Source organism: Pseudomonas soli, from assembly GCF_021283165.2.
In the GTDB taxonomy this organism is placed as follows: domain Bacteria; phylum Pseudomonadota; class Gammaproteobacteria; order Pseudomonadales; family Pseudomonadaceae; genus Aquipseudomonas; species Aquipseudomonas soli.
On sequence record NZ_CP128543.1, the window covers coordinates 5,477,536 to 5,494,002 of the forward strand.

Below are 16,467 nucleotides of genomic sequence, written 5' to 3' on the forward strand. Positions count from 1 at the left end.
CCTGCTCTCCTTATGGTTTGTGCGCGACGCGCTCGAGCAGCTCGTGCAGCTGTTCAAGCTTGATGGACAACGCCTCAACGTCATGTTTAGACGGAATGCCGAGGCGATTCAAGGCGCGACCGACACGGGCGTCGAAGGCGCGTTCGATTTTGTCCAGCTGCGCCTCGACCCGGCCGGGCACGCGGGTGACTTCCTGGGTGGCTTCGTCGATCTGGGTATTGGCGGCTTCGACAGCCTTGTCGAGGCGTTTCTTGCCGCGCTTCTCGACGCCTTCGCCGGCTTTTACCAACTCCTTGAAGTAGTCGGAGCCTTCCTGGCCGACACGGGCGTAGGCACCGATGCCCGCCAGCCAGATCTTGCGGGCGTAGCCGCGCACCTCGCCCAGCGTGCTGCCTTGGGCGTCGTCTTTCTGCTTGAGATTCACTTTGGCCATGCTCTGCACCTCATGCTCATTTAAGGGAGGGAGGAACTGCCCGGGGTGGTAGGGCTTGAGCGTGAAGGTAGGCGGAAAAATTAGAATCCTCACCCTAAGGTGGAGTCATGCAGCGTTTGCGTTTGCGTGGGAGCGGGCTTGCCCCGCGATACCTGCTTCCACAAGGCCTGCTCCCACAAACGCCAAGGAACCCGTGACCTCAGGCCAGCGCCTTGTCCAGGGCCCGCTCGATCTCGCCCTTGATGGTGCCGCTCATCATCGACAGCATCATGCCCAGCTTGAGCTCGACGCGGATGGTGTCCTCACCGATATGCACACTGCCGTTGGCGCCGCTGCGTTTCACATCGACGCGATCACCGTTCCAGCTGGCCTTGAGGTCGTATTCGCGGGTCAGCTTGTCCACCAGCGCCTCGGCCTTGGCGCGAGCGGCTTCACGGCCGAGGGTGTGTTTGCGTTCGACGCTGATCTGGGTCATGCGGGTGATCCTGGATATGAATACATAATCGCCATTATGCCCGCCCCCTTTGCATGACACACCCCGCCAAGACAAATCCGCCCGTAGCCCCTAGAATGGCCGTAATTTTTTTCTGGTGAAGCGATATGACCGACCAGCGCAAAGGCGACCACGCCGAACCCACCACCCACTTCGGCTACCAGGACGTTCCCGAGAGCCAGAAGGCGAAGAAAGTCGCCGAGGTGTTCCACTCGGTGGCCGCCAAGTACGACCTGATGAACGACGTGCTGTCCGGCGGCATGCACCGCCTGTGGAAGCGCTTCACCATCGAGCTGTCCGGGGTGCGCAGCGGCAACCGCGTGCTGGACATCGCCGGTGGCACGGGCGACCTGGCCGCCAAGTTCTCGCGCCTGGTCGGCCCGACCGGGCAGGTGGTGCTGGCCGACATCAACGAATCGATGCTCAAGGTCGGCCGCGACCGCCTGCTCGACCGCGGCGTGTCGGGCAATATCGAGTTCGTCCAGGCCGACGCTGAAAAGCTGCCGTTCCCGGACAACCACTTCGACTGCGTGACCATCGCCTTCGGCCTGCGCAACGTGACGCACAAGGATGCGGCCATCCGCTCCATGCTGCGCGTGCTCAAGCCCGGTGGCCGCCTGTTGATCCTGGAATTCTCCAAGCCGACCAACAAGCTGATGTCCAAGGCCTACGACGCCTACTCGTTCGCCTTCATGCCGCTGGCCGGCAAGCTCATCACCAACGACTCGGAAAGCTACCGTTACCTGGCCGAATCGATCCGCATGCACCCCGACCAGGAGACGCTCAAGAGCATGATGGTCGAGGCAGGCTTCGACCGCGTCACCTACCACAACATGACCAGCGGTATCGTCGCCGTGCACCGGGGGATCAAGCCCTGATGCTCCTGGCCGGCCTGCTCGCCAGCGTCGAGCACGGGCTCAACCGTGTCCTGCGCCTGGACAGCACCGCCCTCCCGCGCCTGGCGGCGCTGGAAGGCAAGGTGATCGAGATCGACTGCGTGCAGCCGGCCCTGAAGCTGTTCGTGCTGCCCGACGAGGAAGGCCTGATGCTCGCCGCCCACTGGGAAAGCGAGGTCGACTGCACCCTGCGCGCCCCCGCCGGGCGCCTGGCGCAGCTGGCATTGGCCAAAGACAAGACCGCGGTGCTGCACAGCCCCCAGGTCGAGCTGCATGGCGACAGCGCCGTGCTGCTCGACCTGTTCGGCATCCTGCAGGACCTGGAACTGGACTGGGAACACGAACTGCAGCGTTGGCTGGGGCCGGTCCCCACCGCACTGATCGCCGGCCACCTGCGCTTGCGTGCGCGCTGGACCCGCCAGGGCCTGGCCCGCTTCGGCGAGAATCTCTCCGAGTACCTGGCGGAGGAATCGCGTACCCTGGTCGGCAAACGCGAAGCCGAAGCGGCATTCAGCGAGCTCGATGCGCTGAAGGTCGATATCGAACGCCTCGAGGCACGCCTGCGCCGCCTCGCCCACACTCTTGATACCAGCGATAACGCATGAAGCTGCTCGCCGTCCGCCGTCTGTTGCGCATCCAGCGCGTCGTGATCCGCTACCGCCTCGATGACCTGCTGTTCGAACAACCCCTGCTGCCCTGGTGGCTGGCCAGCCTGCGCCTGCTGATGCCCTGGCGCTGGCTGCCGCGCAAGCCCCTGGAGCTGAGCCGCGGCGCACGCCTGCGCCTGGCGCTGCAGGACCTGGGGCCGATCTTCATCAAGTTCGGCCAGTTGCTCTCCACCCGCCGCGACCTGCTGCCCACCGACATCGCCGACGAGCTGATGCTGCTGCAGGACCGCGTGCCACCGTTCGACCCGCAGCATGCCGTGGCGCTGATCGAAGCACAGCTCGGCGCCAAGGTGGGCGAGGTGTTCAGCCGTTTCGACGTCGAGCCGCTGGCCTCGGCTTCGGTGGCCCAGGTACACGCCGCCCGCCTGAAGAGCGGCGAGGAAGTGGTGGTCAAGGTGGTGCGCCCGGGCCTGAAACCGGTCATCGCCCAGGACCTGGCCTGGCTGTTCCTGATCGCCAAGGCCGCCGAGCGCGCCTCGGCCGATGCCCGTCGCCTGCACCCGGTGGAAATCGTCGGCGACTACGAAAAGACCATCTACGACGAGCTCGACCTGCTGCGCGAGGCCGCCAACGCCAGCCAGCTGCGGCGCAACTTCGAAGGCTCAGAGCTGATGTACGTGCCCCAGGTCTACTGGGACTTCTGCCGGCCCAAGGTACTGGTGATGGAGCGCATCTACGGCGTGCCGGTCACCGACATGGCGACGCTGGCCGACCAGCGCACCGACATGAAGATGCTGGCCGAACGCGGCGTCGAGGTGTTCTTCACCCAGGTGTTCCGCGACAGCTTCTTCCATGCCGACATGCACCCGGGCAACATCTTCGTCAGCACGGTCAAGCCGTGGAGCCCGCAATACATCGCCATCGACTGCGGTATCGTCGGCAGCCTCACCGCCGAGGACCAGGACTACCTGGCCCGCAACCTGATCGCCTTCTTCAAGCGCGACTACCGCCGCGTGGCCCAGCTGCACATCGATTCGGGCTGGGTACCGGCGCAGACCAAGGTCAACGAATTCGAAGCGGCGATCCGCACGGTGTGCGAGCCGATCTTCGAAAAACCGCTCAAGGATATCTCCTTCGGCCAGGTGCTGATGCGCCTGTTCCAGACGGCCCGGCGCTTCAACATGGAAGTCCAGCCACAACTGGTGCTGCTGCAGAAGACCCTGCTCAATATCGAAGGCCTGGGTCGCCAGCTCTACCCCGACCTGGATCTGTGGAGCACCGCCAAGCCCTTCCTCGAACGCTGGATGCGCGAGCGCATGAGCCCCAAGGCGGTAATCGGCAACCTCTACAGCCAGGCCGAGCAACTGCCGCACCTGGCCGACATGACCCGCGACCTGCTCGAGCGCCTGTCGCAACCGCACCTGCACGACCCGCAACTGCCCGAGCGACGCCGCGCCGGCGACAACTGGGCGCTGCGCCTGCTCGGTGCCGGCCTGCTCGGCGGTGGTGCCACCCTGGCGGCCGGCGCGGTCAGCCTCAGCGCCCCGGCCGCCTGGCCCGCGTGGTTGATGCTGGCAGCGGGCCTGTACCTGATCGTGCGCCGATAGCCAGCCGCGCCGCCGGCTGGCACACTAGCGTACAGGGGCCCGGTACGGGAGCGGGCCCGGTTTGGAGTCGACGATGAAAGACTGGCTGGACGAGATCAAGTGGAACAGCGATGGCCTGGTACCGGCGATCGCCCAGGACCACAAGACCGGGCGCGTGCTGATGATGGCCTGGATGAACCGTGAATCCCTCGCCCTGACCGCTGCCGAGCATCGCGCCATCTACTGGTCGCGCTCGCGGGGCAAGCTGTGGCGCAAGGGCGAAGAGTCGGGCCATGTGCAGAAGCTGCACGAAATGCGCCTGGACTGCGACGCCGACGTGATCATCCTGATGGTCGAGCAACTGGGCCATATCGCCTGCCATACCGGCCGCGAAAGCTGCTTCTATCGCGTGTTCGAAGACGGCCAGTGGAAAATTGTCGATCCGGTCCTCAAGGATCCGGACGCCATCTATAGCGCAGGACATTGACATGAGCGACACGCTAGACCGCCTCGCCGAGGTCCTGGAAGAACGCAAGCACGCGGCGCCCGACAGCAGCTACGTGGCCAGCCTGCATCACAAGGGTTTGAACAAGATACTCGAGAAGCTCGGCGAAGAGTCCATCGAGACCATCATCGCTGCCAAGGATGCCGCCGTCAGCAAGGATTACAGCGATGTCATCTACGAGACCGCGGACCTGTGGTTTCATAGCCTGGTCATGCTCAGCGCGCTGGGCCAGCATCCGCAAGCAGTGCTCGACGAACTGGAGCGCCGCTTCGGCCTTTCCGGCCATGACGAGAAGGCCGCCCGTCAGCCACAGGCCTGACCGCGCGTATTTACAGGAACGGGCTTGCCCCGCGATAGCGCCGGCTCCGGCTGACATACATTTTTCAGGAGTACGAAATGGGTATTTTTGACTGGAAACACTGGATCGTCCTGCTAGTCGTCGTGGTGCTGGTGTTCGGCACCAAGAAACTGAAAAACTTCGGCAGCGACCTGGGCGAATCGATCAAGGGCTTCCGCAAGGCCATGAACGAAGAAGAAGTCAAGCCGGCCGAGCAGACCCCGCCGCCGGCGCAACCTGCTGCGCCGGTGCAGAACACCGCGCAGCAGGCCCAGGGCCACACCATCGAAGGCCAGGCCCAGCCGGTTCAAGAGCCGCAGCGGAAAGACTGACCCATGTTCGGTATCAGTTTCAGCGAGCTGCTGCTCGTCGGCCTGGTCGCCCTGCTGGTGCTCGGCCCCGAGCGCCTGCCGGGGGCCGCACGCACTGCCGGGCTATGGATTGGCCGTCTCAAGCGCAGCTTCAACGCGATCAAGATGGAAGTCGAGCGCGAGATCGGCGCGGACGACATCCGCCGCCAGCTGCACAACGAGCACATCCTGCAGATGGAGCAGGAGGCCAAGCGCATCCTCAATCCGCTGACGCCGCCCACACAGCCGCCGGCAAACGCTGAAACGCCCGCCACGCCTGCCGCCGACGCAGCGCCCGCGCAGCCGGCCGCAGCAACACCCTCCGAACCGCCACAACCGCCGCGAGCCCCATGAGCGAGAATCCGGAAACCGACCAGCCGATGCCGCTGGTCTCGCACCTGACCGAGCTGCGCACCCGCCTGCTGCGCTGCGTCGCCGCCATCTTCCTGATCTTCGCCGGGCTGTTCTCCTTCGCCCAGCAGATCTACACCCTGGTCTCGGCGCCGCTGCGCGAGCACTTGCCGGCCAACGCGACGATGATCGCCACCGACGTGGCCTCGCCGTTCCTGACGCCGTTCAAGTTGACCATGATCGTCTCGCTGTTCCTGGCAATCCCGTTCATCCTGCAACAGATCTGGGGTTTCATTGCCCCCGGCCTGTACCGCCATGAGAAGCGCATCGCCATCCCGCTGTTGGTGTCGAGCATCTTCCTGTTCTACGCCGGCATGGCCTTCGCCTATTTCCTGGTGTTCCCGCTGATCTTCGGCTTCTTCGCCAGCGCCACGCCCGAAGGCGTGTCGATGATGACTGACATTTCCAGCTACCTCGACTTCGTCATGACTCTGTTCTTCGCCTTCGGGGTCGCTTTCGAGATCCCGGTGGCGGTGGTGCTGCTGGTGTGGATCGGCGTGGTCGACGTGCAGTACCTGAAGAAGATCCGCCCGTACGTAATCATCGGCTGCTTCGTGGTCGGCATGATCCTCACCCCGCCGGACATCTTCTCCCAGACCCTCCTGGCCGTGCCCATGTGGATGCTGTTCGAGGTCGGCGTGCTGTGCGGCAGTCTGATCCGCAAGCGCAGCCATGAGCCGGACGAAGCGAACAACGACCACAACGACCAGCCGCCTGCGACCCAACCGTGAATCTGTTGCTCCTCGAAGAGGCCGACTTCGTGTCGGCCGACCGTGTTGTCCTGGCTGATCGCCGCTTCATCCACATGCAGGAGATCCACCGCGTGGCGGTGGGCGACAGCCTGCGCGTGGGCCGCGTAAACGGCTTGATGGGCAAGGCCGAGGTCGTGCGCCTCGAGCATCACGAAGCCGAACTGCAGGTAGCCTTCGACCAGCAGCCACCGGCCAAGCTGCCGCTTACCCTGGTGCTGGCCGTGCCGCGTCCGAAGATGCTGCGCCGGCTGTTACAGACGGTCGCCACCCTGGGCGTGCCGCGGCTGATCCTGGTCAACAGCTACAAGGTCGAGAAGAGCTTCTGGCAGACGCCGTTCCTCCAGCCCGAGACCATCCGCGAAAACCTCATTCTCGGTCTGGAGCAAGCCCGTGACACGGTGCTGCCGGAGGTGATCATCGAGAAGCGCTTCAAGCCCTTCGTCGAAGACCGCCTGCCCGCCATTGCCGCAGACACCCTCGGCCTGGTCGGGCATCCTGGCCCCTACCCCGCTTGCCCACGGGCCGTTGAAGGCCCGGTAACCCTGGCGATCGGCCCGGAGGGCGGCTGGATTCCCTATGAAGTCGAGCTGCTAGGAAAGGCTGGCCTTGAGCCCGTGCAATTAGGGGATAGGATCCTACGCGTGGAGACGGCCGTGACGGCCTTGCTTTCGCGAATTTTCTGACGAAACAGTCAGCTTTTTCTCATCAAGTTTCCCCGCAGTGCGCCGATGCCCTATGCAACAAAACAATAATCCGCACTGCCACGCGCCGGGGAGTCGTCTATGTACCGTTGGTTTGCCCAGTCACTGGGAAATGTAAGCGTCAATCGCAAGTTGGGGATCGGCTTCGGCCTGGTGCTACTGCTCACCCTGGGCATCACCTTCACCGGTTGGCTGGGCATCGACAGCGTCACCAGCCGTGGTGACAAGCTCGGCAATATCTCGGTAATCCACCAGTACACCCAGGACCTGCGCCTCGCCCGCTTGGCCTATGAGCGCAACCGTGATGACGCCTCCGTGGCCGAGCTGGAGAAGGCCCTGGCCAACCTCGAGCGCCAGGTGCAGTTCATGCTCGGGCAGATCGAACTGCCCGCCGACCGCCAGCGCCTGGACCAGCAACAAGGCGCCGTGCGCCAGTACCAGCAAGCCTTCGCCGAGCTCAGGCAGGCCGGCCAGCGTCGCGAGGCCAGCCGGGGCACCCTGGGCGACAGCGCCGACAAGGCTGCCGAACTGATCGGCAAGGTCCAGCAGCGCCTGCTGCAGGGCGGCGATATCCAGCAGTACCAGGAGGCTGTGCAAGTCGCGGCGCTGCTGCAGCAGGCGCGTTTCCAGGTGCGTGGCTACACCTATAGCGGCAAGGCCGAATTCCAGCAGACAGCGCTCACTGCCATCGACCAGGCCCTGACCGTGCTCAAGGCCCTGCCCGCCAGGCTCCCCGCCGAGTTCGCCGCCAGCCTGGACGACGCCGCCAGCGCGCTGGCCGCCTACCGCGACGCGGTGAAGCAGTTCGGCAATGCCCAGGCCGCCAGCGAGCAAGCGTTGACGCGCATGTCCGCACAGGGTCAGGTGCTGCTGGACACCAGCCAGGCAATGACCGTTTCGCAAACCGCCGTACGCGACCAGGGCACCCAACAGGCCAAGACCCTACTGGCCGGTGCCACGGCGCTGGCCTTGCTGCTGGGCGTGCTCGCCGCGTTCGCCATTACCCGGCAGATCATCGTGCCCCTGCGCCAGACCCTCGCCGCCGCCGAACGCGTGGCCGGAGGCGACCTGCGCCAGGATCTCAAGAGCGATCGACGCGACGAACTGGGCCAGTTGCAGGCCAGCATGCAACGCATGACCCAGGGCCTGCGCGAACTGATCGGTGGCATCGGCGACGGCGTGACCCAGATTGCCAGCGCCGCCGAGGAACTGTCAGCGGTCACCGAGCAGACCAGCGCCGGGGTCAACAACCAGAAGGTCGAGACAGACCAGGTCGCCACCGCCATGAACGAGATGGCCGCCACCGTCCAGGAAGTGGCGCGCAACGCCGAACAGGCCTCGGAAGCGGCACTGATGGCCGACCAGCAGGCCCGCGAAGGTGACAAGGTGGTGGGCGAGGCGATCAGCCAGATCGAGCGTCTGGCCAGCGAAGTGGTCAACTCCAGCGAAGCGATGAACCAGCTAAAGGCCGAGAGCGACAAGATCGGCAGTGTGCTCGATGTGATCAAGTCGGTGGCCCAACAGACCAACCTGCTGGCCCTCAACGCCGCCATCGAGGCGGCCCGTGCCGGCGAGGCGGGCCGTGGCTTCGCCGTGGTCGCCGACGAAGTACGCAGCCTAGCCCAGCGCACCCAGCAGTCCACCGAAGAGATCGAAGAGCTGATTGCCAGCCTGCAGAACGGTACCGAGCGCGTGGCCGGTGTCATGGACAGCAGCCGTGCCCTCACCGACAGCAGCGTGGAACTGACGCGCCGCGCCGGCGATTCGCTGGGCACCATCACCCGCACTGTGTCGTCGATCCAGTCGATGAACCAGCAGATCGCCACTGCCGCCGAGCAACAGAGCGCCGTAGCCGAAGAGATCAACCGCAGCGTGATGAACGTGCGCGATATCTCCGACCAGACCTCCGCGGCCAGCGAGGAGACGGCAAGCTCCAGCGTCGAGCTGGCGCGCCTGGGGACTCACCTGCAGGGTCTGGTAGGACGTTTCAAGCTCTAGACTGCGGCTTTCGGGCTGTAGGCATTACCCTTCAGCCCGTAAGGACTTTTCCTACCCTATTTACAGGTCCAGTCCGACGGACTCCCGGCCGATGAGCAAGGGCCATGGCGGCTAAAACCCGCTATGGCCATTTCTCAATTGGACGGAGACCTGCCATGTTCGGATACCTTGACCGTCAGCTCGGCAACCTTGGCGTCGGGCTCAAGCTCGCCCTGGGCTTCACCGTGGTGTTGCTGCTCACCCTGGCCACCACACTCAGCGGCTGGCGCGCCCTTGACGGCGCCATCGAGCGCTCGGAGCAGCTCAGCGACATCGGCCAACTCAACGACTTGACCCGCGACCTGCGGGCCGAGCGCATCACTTACCGGGTGCTTGCCGACGACACCAGCAAGACGCGGATCTCGCGCATCCTCGAACAGTTGCACAACCGCCTGAGCAACCTTCAGCAACGCGCGAGCATCGACCAGTCGCAACAGATGCTGGCGCAGAAGCTGCAACTGCTGCAACGCCTGCAGGATGACTTCGTCACCCTGCAGAGCAGCGTGGACAGTCGTGACAGTTTGCGCGTAGCAATGCAGAAGCAAGCCGGCGTGCTCGAAACCGTGATCGACGAACTGCAGACCCAGGCGCTGCTGAAAATGCCAGGGGATGGCCAACAGGGCAGCCTGGTGGGGTTAATGGATACCTTGGGACGTCATATTGAAAGTGCCAGCCAGCAAAGCCTGGTACCGGCCTATGCATTCTCCCCCCGGGACAGCTTCGCCACGATGGGCGATGCCGCGCTGGAAGCGGCGAATACCAGCCTGGCGCAGTTGCTGCGGGCTACCACACCACTGGACCTGCCGCGTGCCCTGACGCAACGCCCGCAGGTGGAGCTGGACCGCTATCGCGACAACCTGCGGGAGTATCGCGGTGCCGCGCTCAAGGTCGAGCAATTGCAGGATGGCATGGAAAAAATCGGCGATGAGCTGCAAACGGTCAGCGGCGAGCTTAGCGAACGCAAGATCGAACAACGCGACGAAGAGGCGCTGGCCGCGCGCTCGCTGCTGACCAGCGTGGCCGTGCTGGCTCTGCTGGTCGGGGTACTTTCAGCTTGGCTCATCACCCGCCAGATCACCCAACCGCTACGCCAAGTGCTGTCCCAGGCTGCGCGAATCGCCCGAGGCGATCTCAGCCAGGTACAGACGGTGCACCGCCGTGACGAGATGGGCCAGTTGCAAACCAGCATGCGCGAGATGACCTTGAGCCTTCGCGAACTGCTCGGCGGCATCGATCAGGGCGTTGGCCAGCTATCCAAGGCAGCGGCAGAGCTGGCCAGCGCCAGTGTGGATACGCGCGAGCGCATCAGCCAACAGCGCGAAGAGACCGATCAGGTGGCCACGGCCATGAACCAGATGAGCGCCACGGTGCAGGAAGTCGCGCAGAACGCCGAACAGGCCTCGCTGGCGGCAACCACCGCCGATCATCAGGCACAGCTGGGCGACCAGGTGGTGGCCGAAGCCATCGCCCGCATCGAGCAACTGGCAAGCCAGATGGACCACTGTCTCACCGCCATGGGCCACCTGGCCGGCGAAAGCCAGCGCATCGGATCGATTCTAGATGTGATCAAGTCGGTGTCCGAACAGACCAACCTCCTGGCGCTGAACGCAGCCATCGAGGCGGCCCGGGCGGGGGAAGCAGGGCGTGGCTTCGCTGTGGTGGCGGACGAAGTGCGCGGCCTGGCCCAACGCACGCAGCAGTCGACCGAGGAAATCGAGCTACTGATCGACAGCCTGCATCGAGGTACCGACGAGGTCACCGGCTTGCTCGACGACAGCAAGAGCCTGACCGGGCAGAGTGTCGAGCTCAGCCGCAAGGCGGGTGCCGCGCTGGGGCAGATCACCGAAACGGTATCGAGCATCCAGGGCATGAACCAACAGATCGCCACGGCCAGCGAGCAACAGAGCGTGGTTGCCGAGCAGATCAACCGCAGCGTGATCAATGTGCGCGATGTATCGGATCAGACCAGTGCGGCCAGTGAGCAGACGGCGGCTTCGAGCGGGGAACTGGAGCACTTGGGGCAGCAGTTGCGGGGCATGGTGGGGCGGTTCAGCCTTTAGGCCTTCCGGCCGTGCGTTCAAATCTCCAGCCCCGGGCTTTGGCTTTGGCTTTGGCTTTGGCGATCAGAAGGTTCCCCCCAGCCCACTAGCGACAGCTGCGTCAGCCCAGGCGCCGCCCGTAACTTCGCGACTTCAGGAGGCCGAACGCAGGTCTTGCGGAGGGAGGTGACGGGCATGGATGCCCGTCAAGCGCTGCGCCCCAGGATGGGGCGTTCAGCGCGGTCCTCCCGGGAGCAAGACCGGAGTGAGGGGACCCGGAGCGAAGCGGAGGGCCGGATGAATGGAGCGCCACGGCTTTGCTTACTTTGGCCACGACCAATCTATGGTCACCCCATTTTTTGCAATACTGTTCATCAGATGGAATGGATGGCTTGCTTCAATCTATCCGGCGTCTATTGGGCTCGTATCCCGCGCCACGATGAGCATTCGCGCCTGGCGATCCTAATAAAGTAAGCGGCTTCCAAGAGCCAATTGGTCGTTCAGGATCATCGCCAGGCCGATCGGCCGTTTATTTCATCTGTTGTTCAGCTATCGCAAAACCTGATGGTGAAACACGGTGCAGCACTACGGGGTCAGGCGTTCATGGCGTCTGGCTCCGTTTTGTATTGCGTATGCCGAGTGGTAATGGCCCACGCAATGCGTGCCAGTTTGTTGGCCAACGCGCAGGCCACCACATTGGAGTGACGTCGCGCGAGCAGTGAACACACCCAATCGGCCAATGGGCCTTTCTGGTACTTCAAACGCATCAGGTAAACCCGTGCGCACTGCACCAACAAGCGTCGAAGGTTCTTGTCGCCGCGCTTGCTGATCCCCAGCAAAGCTGGCCTACCACCAGTGCTGTACTGGCGGGGCACCAGACCTACAGAGGCAGCAAAGTCCCGGCTACTGCCGTATTGCTGCGCGTCACCCATTTCCACAGCCAGCAGGCTGGCGGTGATCGGCCCGACACACGGGATAGTCAGCAAACGGCTACCTAGATCATCGTCAGCCAGCTGGCTCGCCAGCTCTTCGTCCAACACCTTGATCTGCTCGCTCAGGTAGACGAAATGCTCATGCAGGCGCTGCAGCAGTGCAACGAGACGTACAGGCAGGTCGTGCTCTTCAAGCACTGAAGCGAGGCGTTTGATTACCGCCAGTCCGGTCGGCAGGCTCACACCGAGCTCGAGCAGGAACCCATGCATCTGGTTCACCGTCTTGGTTCGGTCGCGGATCAATGACTCACGCATCCGATGAGAAACAGAGAGTGTTTGCTGCTCAGGCGATTTTGGCGTCACAAAGCGCATGGAAGGTCGGGAAGCGGCTTCGCAGATGGCTTGCGCATCAACGAAGTCGTTTTTGTTGCTCTTGACGAAAGGCCTAACGAACTGGGGAGAGATCAGCTTGGCTTCATGCCCCATCGCTTTGATTTCTCGGGCCAGGCAGTGCGAGCCGGCACAGGCCTCCATCACCACCGTGCAAAGAGGATGATTGGCCAGAAACCGCATCATCTGCGGCCTTGAACACTTCTTGCGCGATACCTCTTTGCCGAACTTGTCTTGGGCATGCAGGTGGAAGACATGTTTGCCGATGTCGATGCCGATCAGTGTCACGTTGTTCATGATGACGGTCTCCGAAGAAAAAACACCCTGCGAAAGCGTACGCCTCGCAGGGTGCCGGGGTGACCATCTCATTAAGTAAGCCGCCGTAAGGGCGGAAAGGTGACTGTGCGTCGACATCGCAAATGAATGCACTTAAAACTATAAAAACCGATGCCAATTGACTTTGACTTTGACTTTGACTTAAACAATGTGTGTTTTGAAAGTTATATTCGCATTCATTTGCGATGGTGACGCTTAATCACCTTTCCGCCCTTACGGCGGGTCCCTTTTTGAAGGATCAAAAAGGAACCAAAAAATCCTCGCGGTATGACTCACCCACATGGGTTACAAATCAGTTCACGCACATAGGTAACAGTCTTTAACTGGCAGGGTCGGTTTTCGAGGATCTGACCATGCCTTGGCGAGAGCTGAAACCTATGGACCTTAAAATGCTTTTCATTGCGGATTACCTGCAGGGGCCGCCCAGCTTCAGCGCCCTGTGCCAGGCCTACGAGATCAGCCGAAAGACCGGCTACAAATGGGTCGAGCGATATGAGAAAGAGGGGCCTTCGGGGCTGGAAGAACGCAGCCGCCGCCGGTTGAACCAGGATTGGGTCGTACCCGCCGCAGTTCGCGAAGCCATCATCGAATTGCGCAGTCGAGGCGAAACGGAACCGGGGCCGAAAAAGATCCAGGCTGCGCTGCAGGAGCGTTTCCCTGATCAGGCGCCGCCCTCGAAGACAGCGATCTACAACATCCTCAAGAAAGCCCAATTGGTCAAACCACGCCGCTTACGTCAGCGTGTAGCGGTCTATCCCAAGCCCCTGGAGAAGGCCGAGTCGCCTAACCAGCTGTTCAGTGCGGACTACAAAGGTCAATTTCTGACAGGTGCAGGCGTCTGGTGCTATCCGCTGACGATCATGGATCACGCCAGTCGTTTCCTGCTCGCCTGCCACAGCATGCCCAATACCAACCTGCTGGAAACCCAGGCCGTTTTCACCCAAGTGTTCCGAGAGAATGGTTTGCCTGAGCGGATTCGTACCGATAACGGTGTGCCGTTTGCCAGTAAGGGGCGTGCGGGACTTTCTCAGCTGTCGATCTGGTGGCTGCGTCTAGGCATCATTCCCGAGCGCATTGCGCCTGGTCGGCCTGAACAAAATGGCCGCCACGAGCGCATGCATCGAACGCTCAAAAGCACGCTCCCATCGCCGCCGGCAGTGGCCTGGGAGGCTCAACAACGGCACTTTGATCGCTTTCGGCAGCACTACAATCACGAGCGCTTGCATGAAGCGCTGAAGCAGAAAACACCGGCGTCTTGCTACCAGCCATCTCCACGCCCATTCCCTGAAAAGCTCCCCGAAATGACCTATCCCAGTCATATCGAGAGCTTGCCGGCTGATAGCTCCGGCATCATCAATCGCCGGGGCTTGAGGATCTACGTAGGTTATGTGCTCAAGCACCAGACCATTGGACTGGAGCAGGTTGGGGATGGCGTCTGGGATGTTATTTTCGGTCCCATCATCCTTGGCAGAGTCGATGTGCGGGATGCCACTGATGGTTATGTAACACTCAAGGTGTCGTCACCTATGTGAGTGAACTTTTGTGTAACCCATGTGGGTGATCCGTACATCGCTCCATTCATCCGGCCCCTACGCTTCGCTCCGGGGTCCCCTCACTCCGGCCTTGCTCCCGGGAGGACCGCGCTGAACGCCCCATCCTGGGGCGCAGCGCTTGACGGGCATCCATGCCCGTCACCTCCCTCCGCAAGACCTCCGTTCGGCCTCCTGAAGTCGCAATTTGTGTCGCCTGAACTATCGCGCACCTAGAAGCAAAAGCAGATCAAGATCAAGATCAAGAGAGAGCGTTCTTTGATTGGAGGCTAGAGGTATTTCGACAACCAGGCCTCTCACCAATATATGGCAAGAGGCCTGAACAGTTTGATCAGATATATTTCACCCACGAATTACGCAGGCCTCAACATCCTCACAAAACTTGCCGCAAGAACGCCTGGGCCCGAGGGTCCTTCGGCGCATCGAAGAACGCCTTTGGCGGCGAATCTTCCAACAGCTTGCCGTGATCGAAGAACAACACCCGATCCGCCACTTCCCGGGCAAAGCCCATCTCGTGCGTCACGCAGACCATGGTCATGCCTTCCTGGGCCAGGGTCTTCATCACATCCAGCACCTCCCCGACCATCTCCGGGTCGAGCGCCGAGGTCGGTTCGTCGAACAACATCACCTTCGGATCCATCGCCAGGGCGCGGGCGATGGCTACCCGCTGCTGCTGGCCACCTGAGAGGCGCGACGGGTACTCGTTGGCCTTCTGGGCGATACCGACCTTTTCCAGCAACGCCCGGGCCTTGGCTTCACGATCGGCCTTGTTGCGCTTGCGTACCACTTTCTGCGCCAAGCACAGGTTCTCCAGCACAGTCATGTGCGGGAACAGGTTGAAGTGCTGGAATACCATGCCGACTTCACGGCGGTAGGCGTTGATATCGGTCTTAGGGTCGTCCAGCTGCACGCCATTGATGGACACATGGCCCTGGTCGAAATGCTCCAGGCCGTTCAAGCAACGCAGGAAGGTGGACTTGCCCGAACCGGACGGGCCCAGCACCACCACCACTTCGCCCTTGGCGACCTGGGTGGTGACGTTGTCCACCGCACGCACCACTTGGCCGCGGGTGTCGAAGACTTTAAGCAGGTCACGGACTTCAATCACTTTGCGCAAGCCTCCGCTCGAGCCGGCTGGCAATGTGCGACAGCGGCAGGTTGATCAGCAAGTACAGCCCCGCCACGCAGAACCAGATCTCGAAGGTAGAGAACGAGGTGGTGATGGCCTCGCGACCGCTCTTGGTCAGCTCGGTGATGGCGATCACCGACACCAGCGAAGTGTCCTTGACCAGGCTGATGAACTGCCCCGCCAGCGGCGGCAGTACGCGTTTGAACGCCTGGGGCAGGATCACGTGGCGCATGGACTGCGCGCCATTCAGGCCGAGCGAGCGAGCCGCCTCGTTCTGGCCCTTGGCGATCGACTGCACCCCGGCACGGACGATCTCGGCCACGTAGGCGCCAGTGAACAGTGCCAACGCCGCTACCCCGGCAAACTCCCGGGACAGATTGAGCACGGTGCCGATGAAGAAGTAGAAGATGAAGATCTGTACCAGCAGCGGCGTGCCGCGCACCAGTTCGACATAGACCGTGGACAGGTCACGCAGGGTGGGGTTGCTCGACAGCCGGCAGAGCCCGGCGAACAGGCCGATAACCAGGCCCAGGGCGCCGGATATGACCGAGATCCACAGCGTGGTCCAAAGGCCCCAGGCCAAAGGCCCAGCGGCCCAGTGGCGGGTGACGCCGATGGCATCGCCCTCGGCGACGTCGTCGCCACGGGCCAGCAGCATGCTGTCCTTGGCCACTTCGACGAACTGGGTGTCGCCGCTCTCGCTCTTCAGGGTGACCCGGGCGTTGTCGCCGGAGACCACGATTTCCTCGACCGTGCCAGGGTTGGCGGCACGCTGGGTTTCCTCGGCCTTGTAGGCGAAGTATTGCGGAACGCGGTTCCAGCGCCACTCGTAGGAAATCATCGAGGTGGCCAGGTACAAGCTGATCGCCAGGCCCACCAGGACCAGCGCGGTCAGCCCGTGCCACGGCCACTGTGCTTTCTTGTGTTTGATCACGTGGGGTACTTCCGTAAATGCGAACGCGCAGGGTTCGCCTGCGCGTCG

17 protein-coding genes and 2 pseudogenes are annotated in these 16,467 nt (G+C 62.7%); 14 read left to right on the forward strand and 5 right to left on the reverse strand.

The window, feature by feature from the left end:
* Positions 1-10 precede the first annotated feature (10 nt).
* Both LU688_RS25260 and LU688_RS25265 read right to left on the reverse strand, forming a co-directional pair.
* Complete coding sequence (locus LU688_RS25260) at positions 11-433, reverse strand: phasin family protein (RefSeq protein WP_023632554.1); 423 nt, start codon at positions 431-433, stop codon at positions 11-13.
* A 199-nt stretch (positions 434-632) separates the two neighbouring features.
* Positions 633-908 (reverse strand): polyhydroxyalkanoic acid system family protein, encoded by a 276-nt coding sequence (locus LU688_RS25265; RefSeq protein WP_023632555.1) that lies wholly within the window; start codon positions 906-908, stop codon positions 633-635.
* 125 nt (positions 909-1,033) lie between these two features.
* Between LU688_RS25265 and ubiE the strand changes: the two genes are divergently transcribed.
* The 13 genes and pseudogenes from ubiE (at position 1,034) to LU688_RS28100 (ending at position 11,169) form a co-directional block, all read left to right on the forward strand.
* On the forward strand, positions 1,034-1,804 hold the full coding sequence (ubiE, locus tag LU688_RS25270; RefSeq protein ID WP_023632556.1) for a bifunctional demethylmenaquinone methyltransferase/2-methoxy-6-polyprenyl-1,4-benzoquinol methylase UbiE: 771 nt from the start codon (positions 1,034-1,036) through the stop codon (positions 1,802-1,804).
* Positions 1,804-2,427 carry a ubiquinone biosynthesis accessory factor UbiJ gene (locus tag LU688_RS25275; protein ID WP_038706930.1) on the forward strand — a complete coding sequence of 208 codons (624 nt, stop codon included), beginning with the start codon at positions 1,804-1,806 and terminating at the stop codon, positions 2,425-2,427. Before ubiE ends, LU688_RS25275 begins: the two co-directional genes overlap by 1 nt.
* Complete coding sequence (gene ubiB / locus LU688_RS25280) at positions 2,424-4,037, forward strand: ubiquinone biosynthesis regulatory protein kinase UbiB (RefSeq protein WP_038706931.1); 1,614 nt, start codon at positions 2,424-2,426, stop codon at positions 4,035-4,037. Before LU688_RS25275 ends, ubiB begins: the two co-directional genes overlap by 4 nt.
* 73 nt (positions 4,038-4,110) lie before the next feature.
* Positions 4,111-4,503: a phosphoribosyl-AMP cyclohydrolase gene (gene hisI, locus LU688_RS25285; RefSeq protein ID WP_023632585.1), complete on the forward strand. Its 393-nt coding sequence runs from the start codon at positions 4,111-4,113 to the stop codon at positions 4,501-4,503.
* A 1-nt stretch (position 4,504) separates the two neighbouring features.
* Positions 4,505-4,840, forward strand: coding sequence for a phosphoribosyl-ATP diphosphatase (locus LU688_RS25290; protein WP_023632586.1), 336 nt, complete (start codon positions 4,505-4,507; stop codon positions 4,838-4,840).
* 77 nt (positions 4,841-4,917) lie between these two features.
* Complete coding sequence (locus LU688_RS25295) at positions 4,918-5,190, forward strand: twin-arginine translocase TatA/TatE family subunit (RefSeq protein ID WP_038706932.1); 273 nt, start codon at positions 4,918-4,920, stop codon at positions 5,188-5,190.
* 3 nt (positions 5,191-5,193) lie between these two features.
* Positions 5,194-5,562, forward strand: a complete 369-nt coding sequence (tatB, locus tag LU688_RS25300) for a Sec-independent protein translocase protein TatB (RefSeq protein ID WP_023632587.1) — start codon at positions 5,194-5,196, stop codon at positions 5,560-5,562.
* Complete coding sequence (gene tatC, locus LU688_RS25305; protein WP_094012335.1) at positions 5,559-6,350, forward strand: twin-arginine translocase subunit TatC; 792 nt, start codon at positions 5,559-5,561, stop codon at positions 6,348-6,350. The genes tatB and tatC overlap by 4 nt, the downstream gene beginning before the upstream one ends.
* Entirely contained in the window at positions 6,347-7,054 is a 708-nt protein-coding gene (locus tag LU688_RS25310) for a 16S rRNA (uracil(1498)-N(3))-methyltransferase (RefSeq protein WP_104444793.1), read from the forward strand. Before tatC ends, LU688_RS25310 begins: the two co-directional genes overlap by 4 nt.
* A gap of 99 nt (positions 7,055-7,153) precedes the next feature.
* Positions 7,154-8,167: pseudogene (locus tag LU688_RS28085) on the forward strand (methyl-accepting chemotaxis protein); the annotation flags it as partial.
* A 198-nt stretch (positions 8,168-8,365) separates the two neighbouring features.
* Positions 8,366-9,070 (forward strand): methyl-accepting chemotaxis protein, encoded by a 705-nt coding sequence (locus tag LU688_RS28090; RefSeq protein ID WP_434784948.1) that lies wholly within the window; start codon positions 8,366-8,368, stop codon positions 9,068-9,070.
* Between the two features lie 155 nt (positions 9,071-9,225).
* Positions 9,226-10,266: pseudogene (locus tag LU688_RS28095) on the forward strand (methyl-accepting chemotaxis protein); the annotation flags it as partial.
* Between the two features lie 198 nt (positions 10,267-10,464).
* Positions 10,465-11,169 (forward strand): methyl-accepting chemotaxis protein, encoded by a 705-nt coding sequence (locus tag LU688_RS28100; RefSeq protein WP_371041592.1) that lies wholly within the window; start codon positions 10,465-10,467, stop codon positions 11,167-11,169.
* A gap of 572 nt (positions 11,170-11,741) precedes the next feature.
* Here LU688_RS28100 and LU688_RS25325 read toward each other — a convergent pair.
* Entirely contained in the window at positions 11,742-12,767 is a 1,026-nt protein-coding gene (locus tag LU688_RS25325) for an IS110 family RNA-guided transposase (RefSeq protein ID WP_160291352.1), read from the reverse strand.
* A gap of 392 nt (positions 12,768-13,159) precedes the next feature.
* Between LU688_RS25325 and LU688_RS25330 the strand changes: the two genes are divergently transcribed.
* The gene (locus tag LU688_RS25330; protein ID WP_104443889.1) at positions 13,160-14,338 is read left to right on the forward strand and encodes an integrase core domain-containing protein; all 1,179 of its coding nucleotides are present in this window, start codon (positions 13,160-13,162) and stop codon (positions 14,336-14,338) included.
* A gap of 391 nt (positions 14,339-14,729) precedes the next feature.
* Here the strand turns inward: LU688_RS25330 and LU688_RS25335 are convergent, their stop codons facing one another.
* Both LU688_RS25335 and LU688_RS25340 read right to left on the reverse strand, forming a co-directional pair.
* Positions 14,730-15,464, reverse strand: coding sequence for an amino acid ABC transporter ATP-binding protein (locus tag LU688_RS25335; protein WP_094011062.1), 735 nt, complete (start codon positions 15,462-15,464; stop codon positions 14,730-14,732).
* Positions 15,457-16,419 carry an amino acid ABC transporter permease gene (locus LU688_RS25340; RefSeq protein WP_023631233.1) on the reverse strand — a complete coding sequence of 321 codons (963 nt, stop codon included), beginning with the start codon at positions 16,417-16,419 and terminating at the stop codon, positions 15,457-15,459. The genes LU688_RS25335 and LU688_RS25340 overlap by 8 nt, the downstream gene beginning before the upstream one ends.
* Positions 16,420-16,467: the final 48 nt, after the last annotated feature.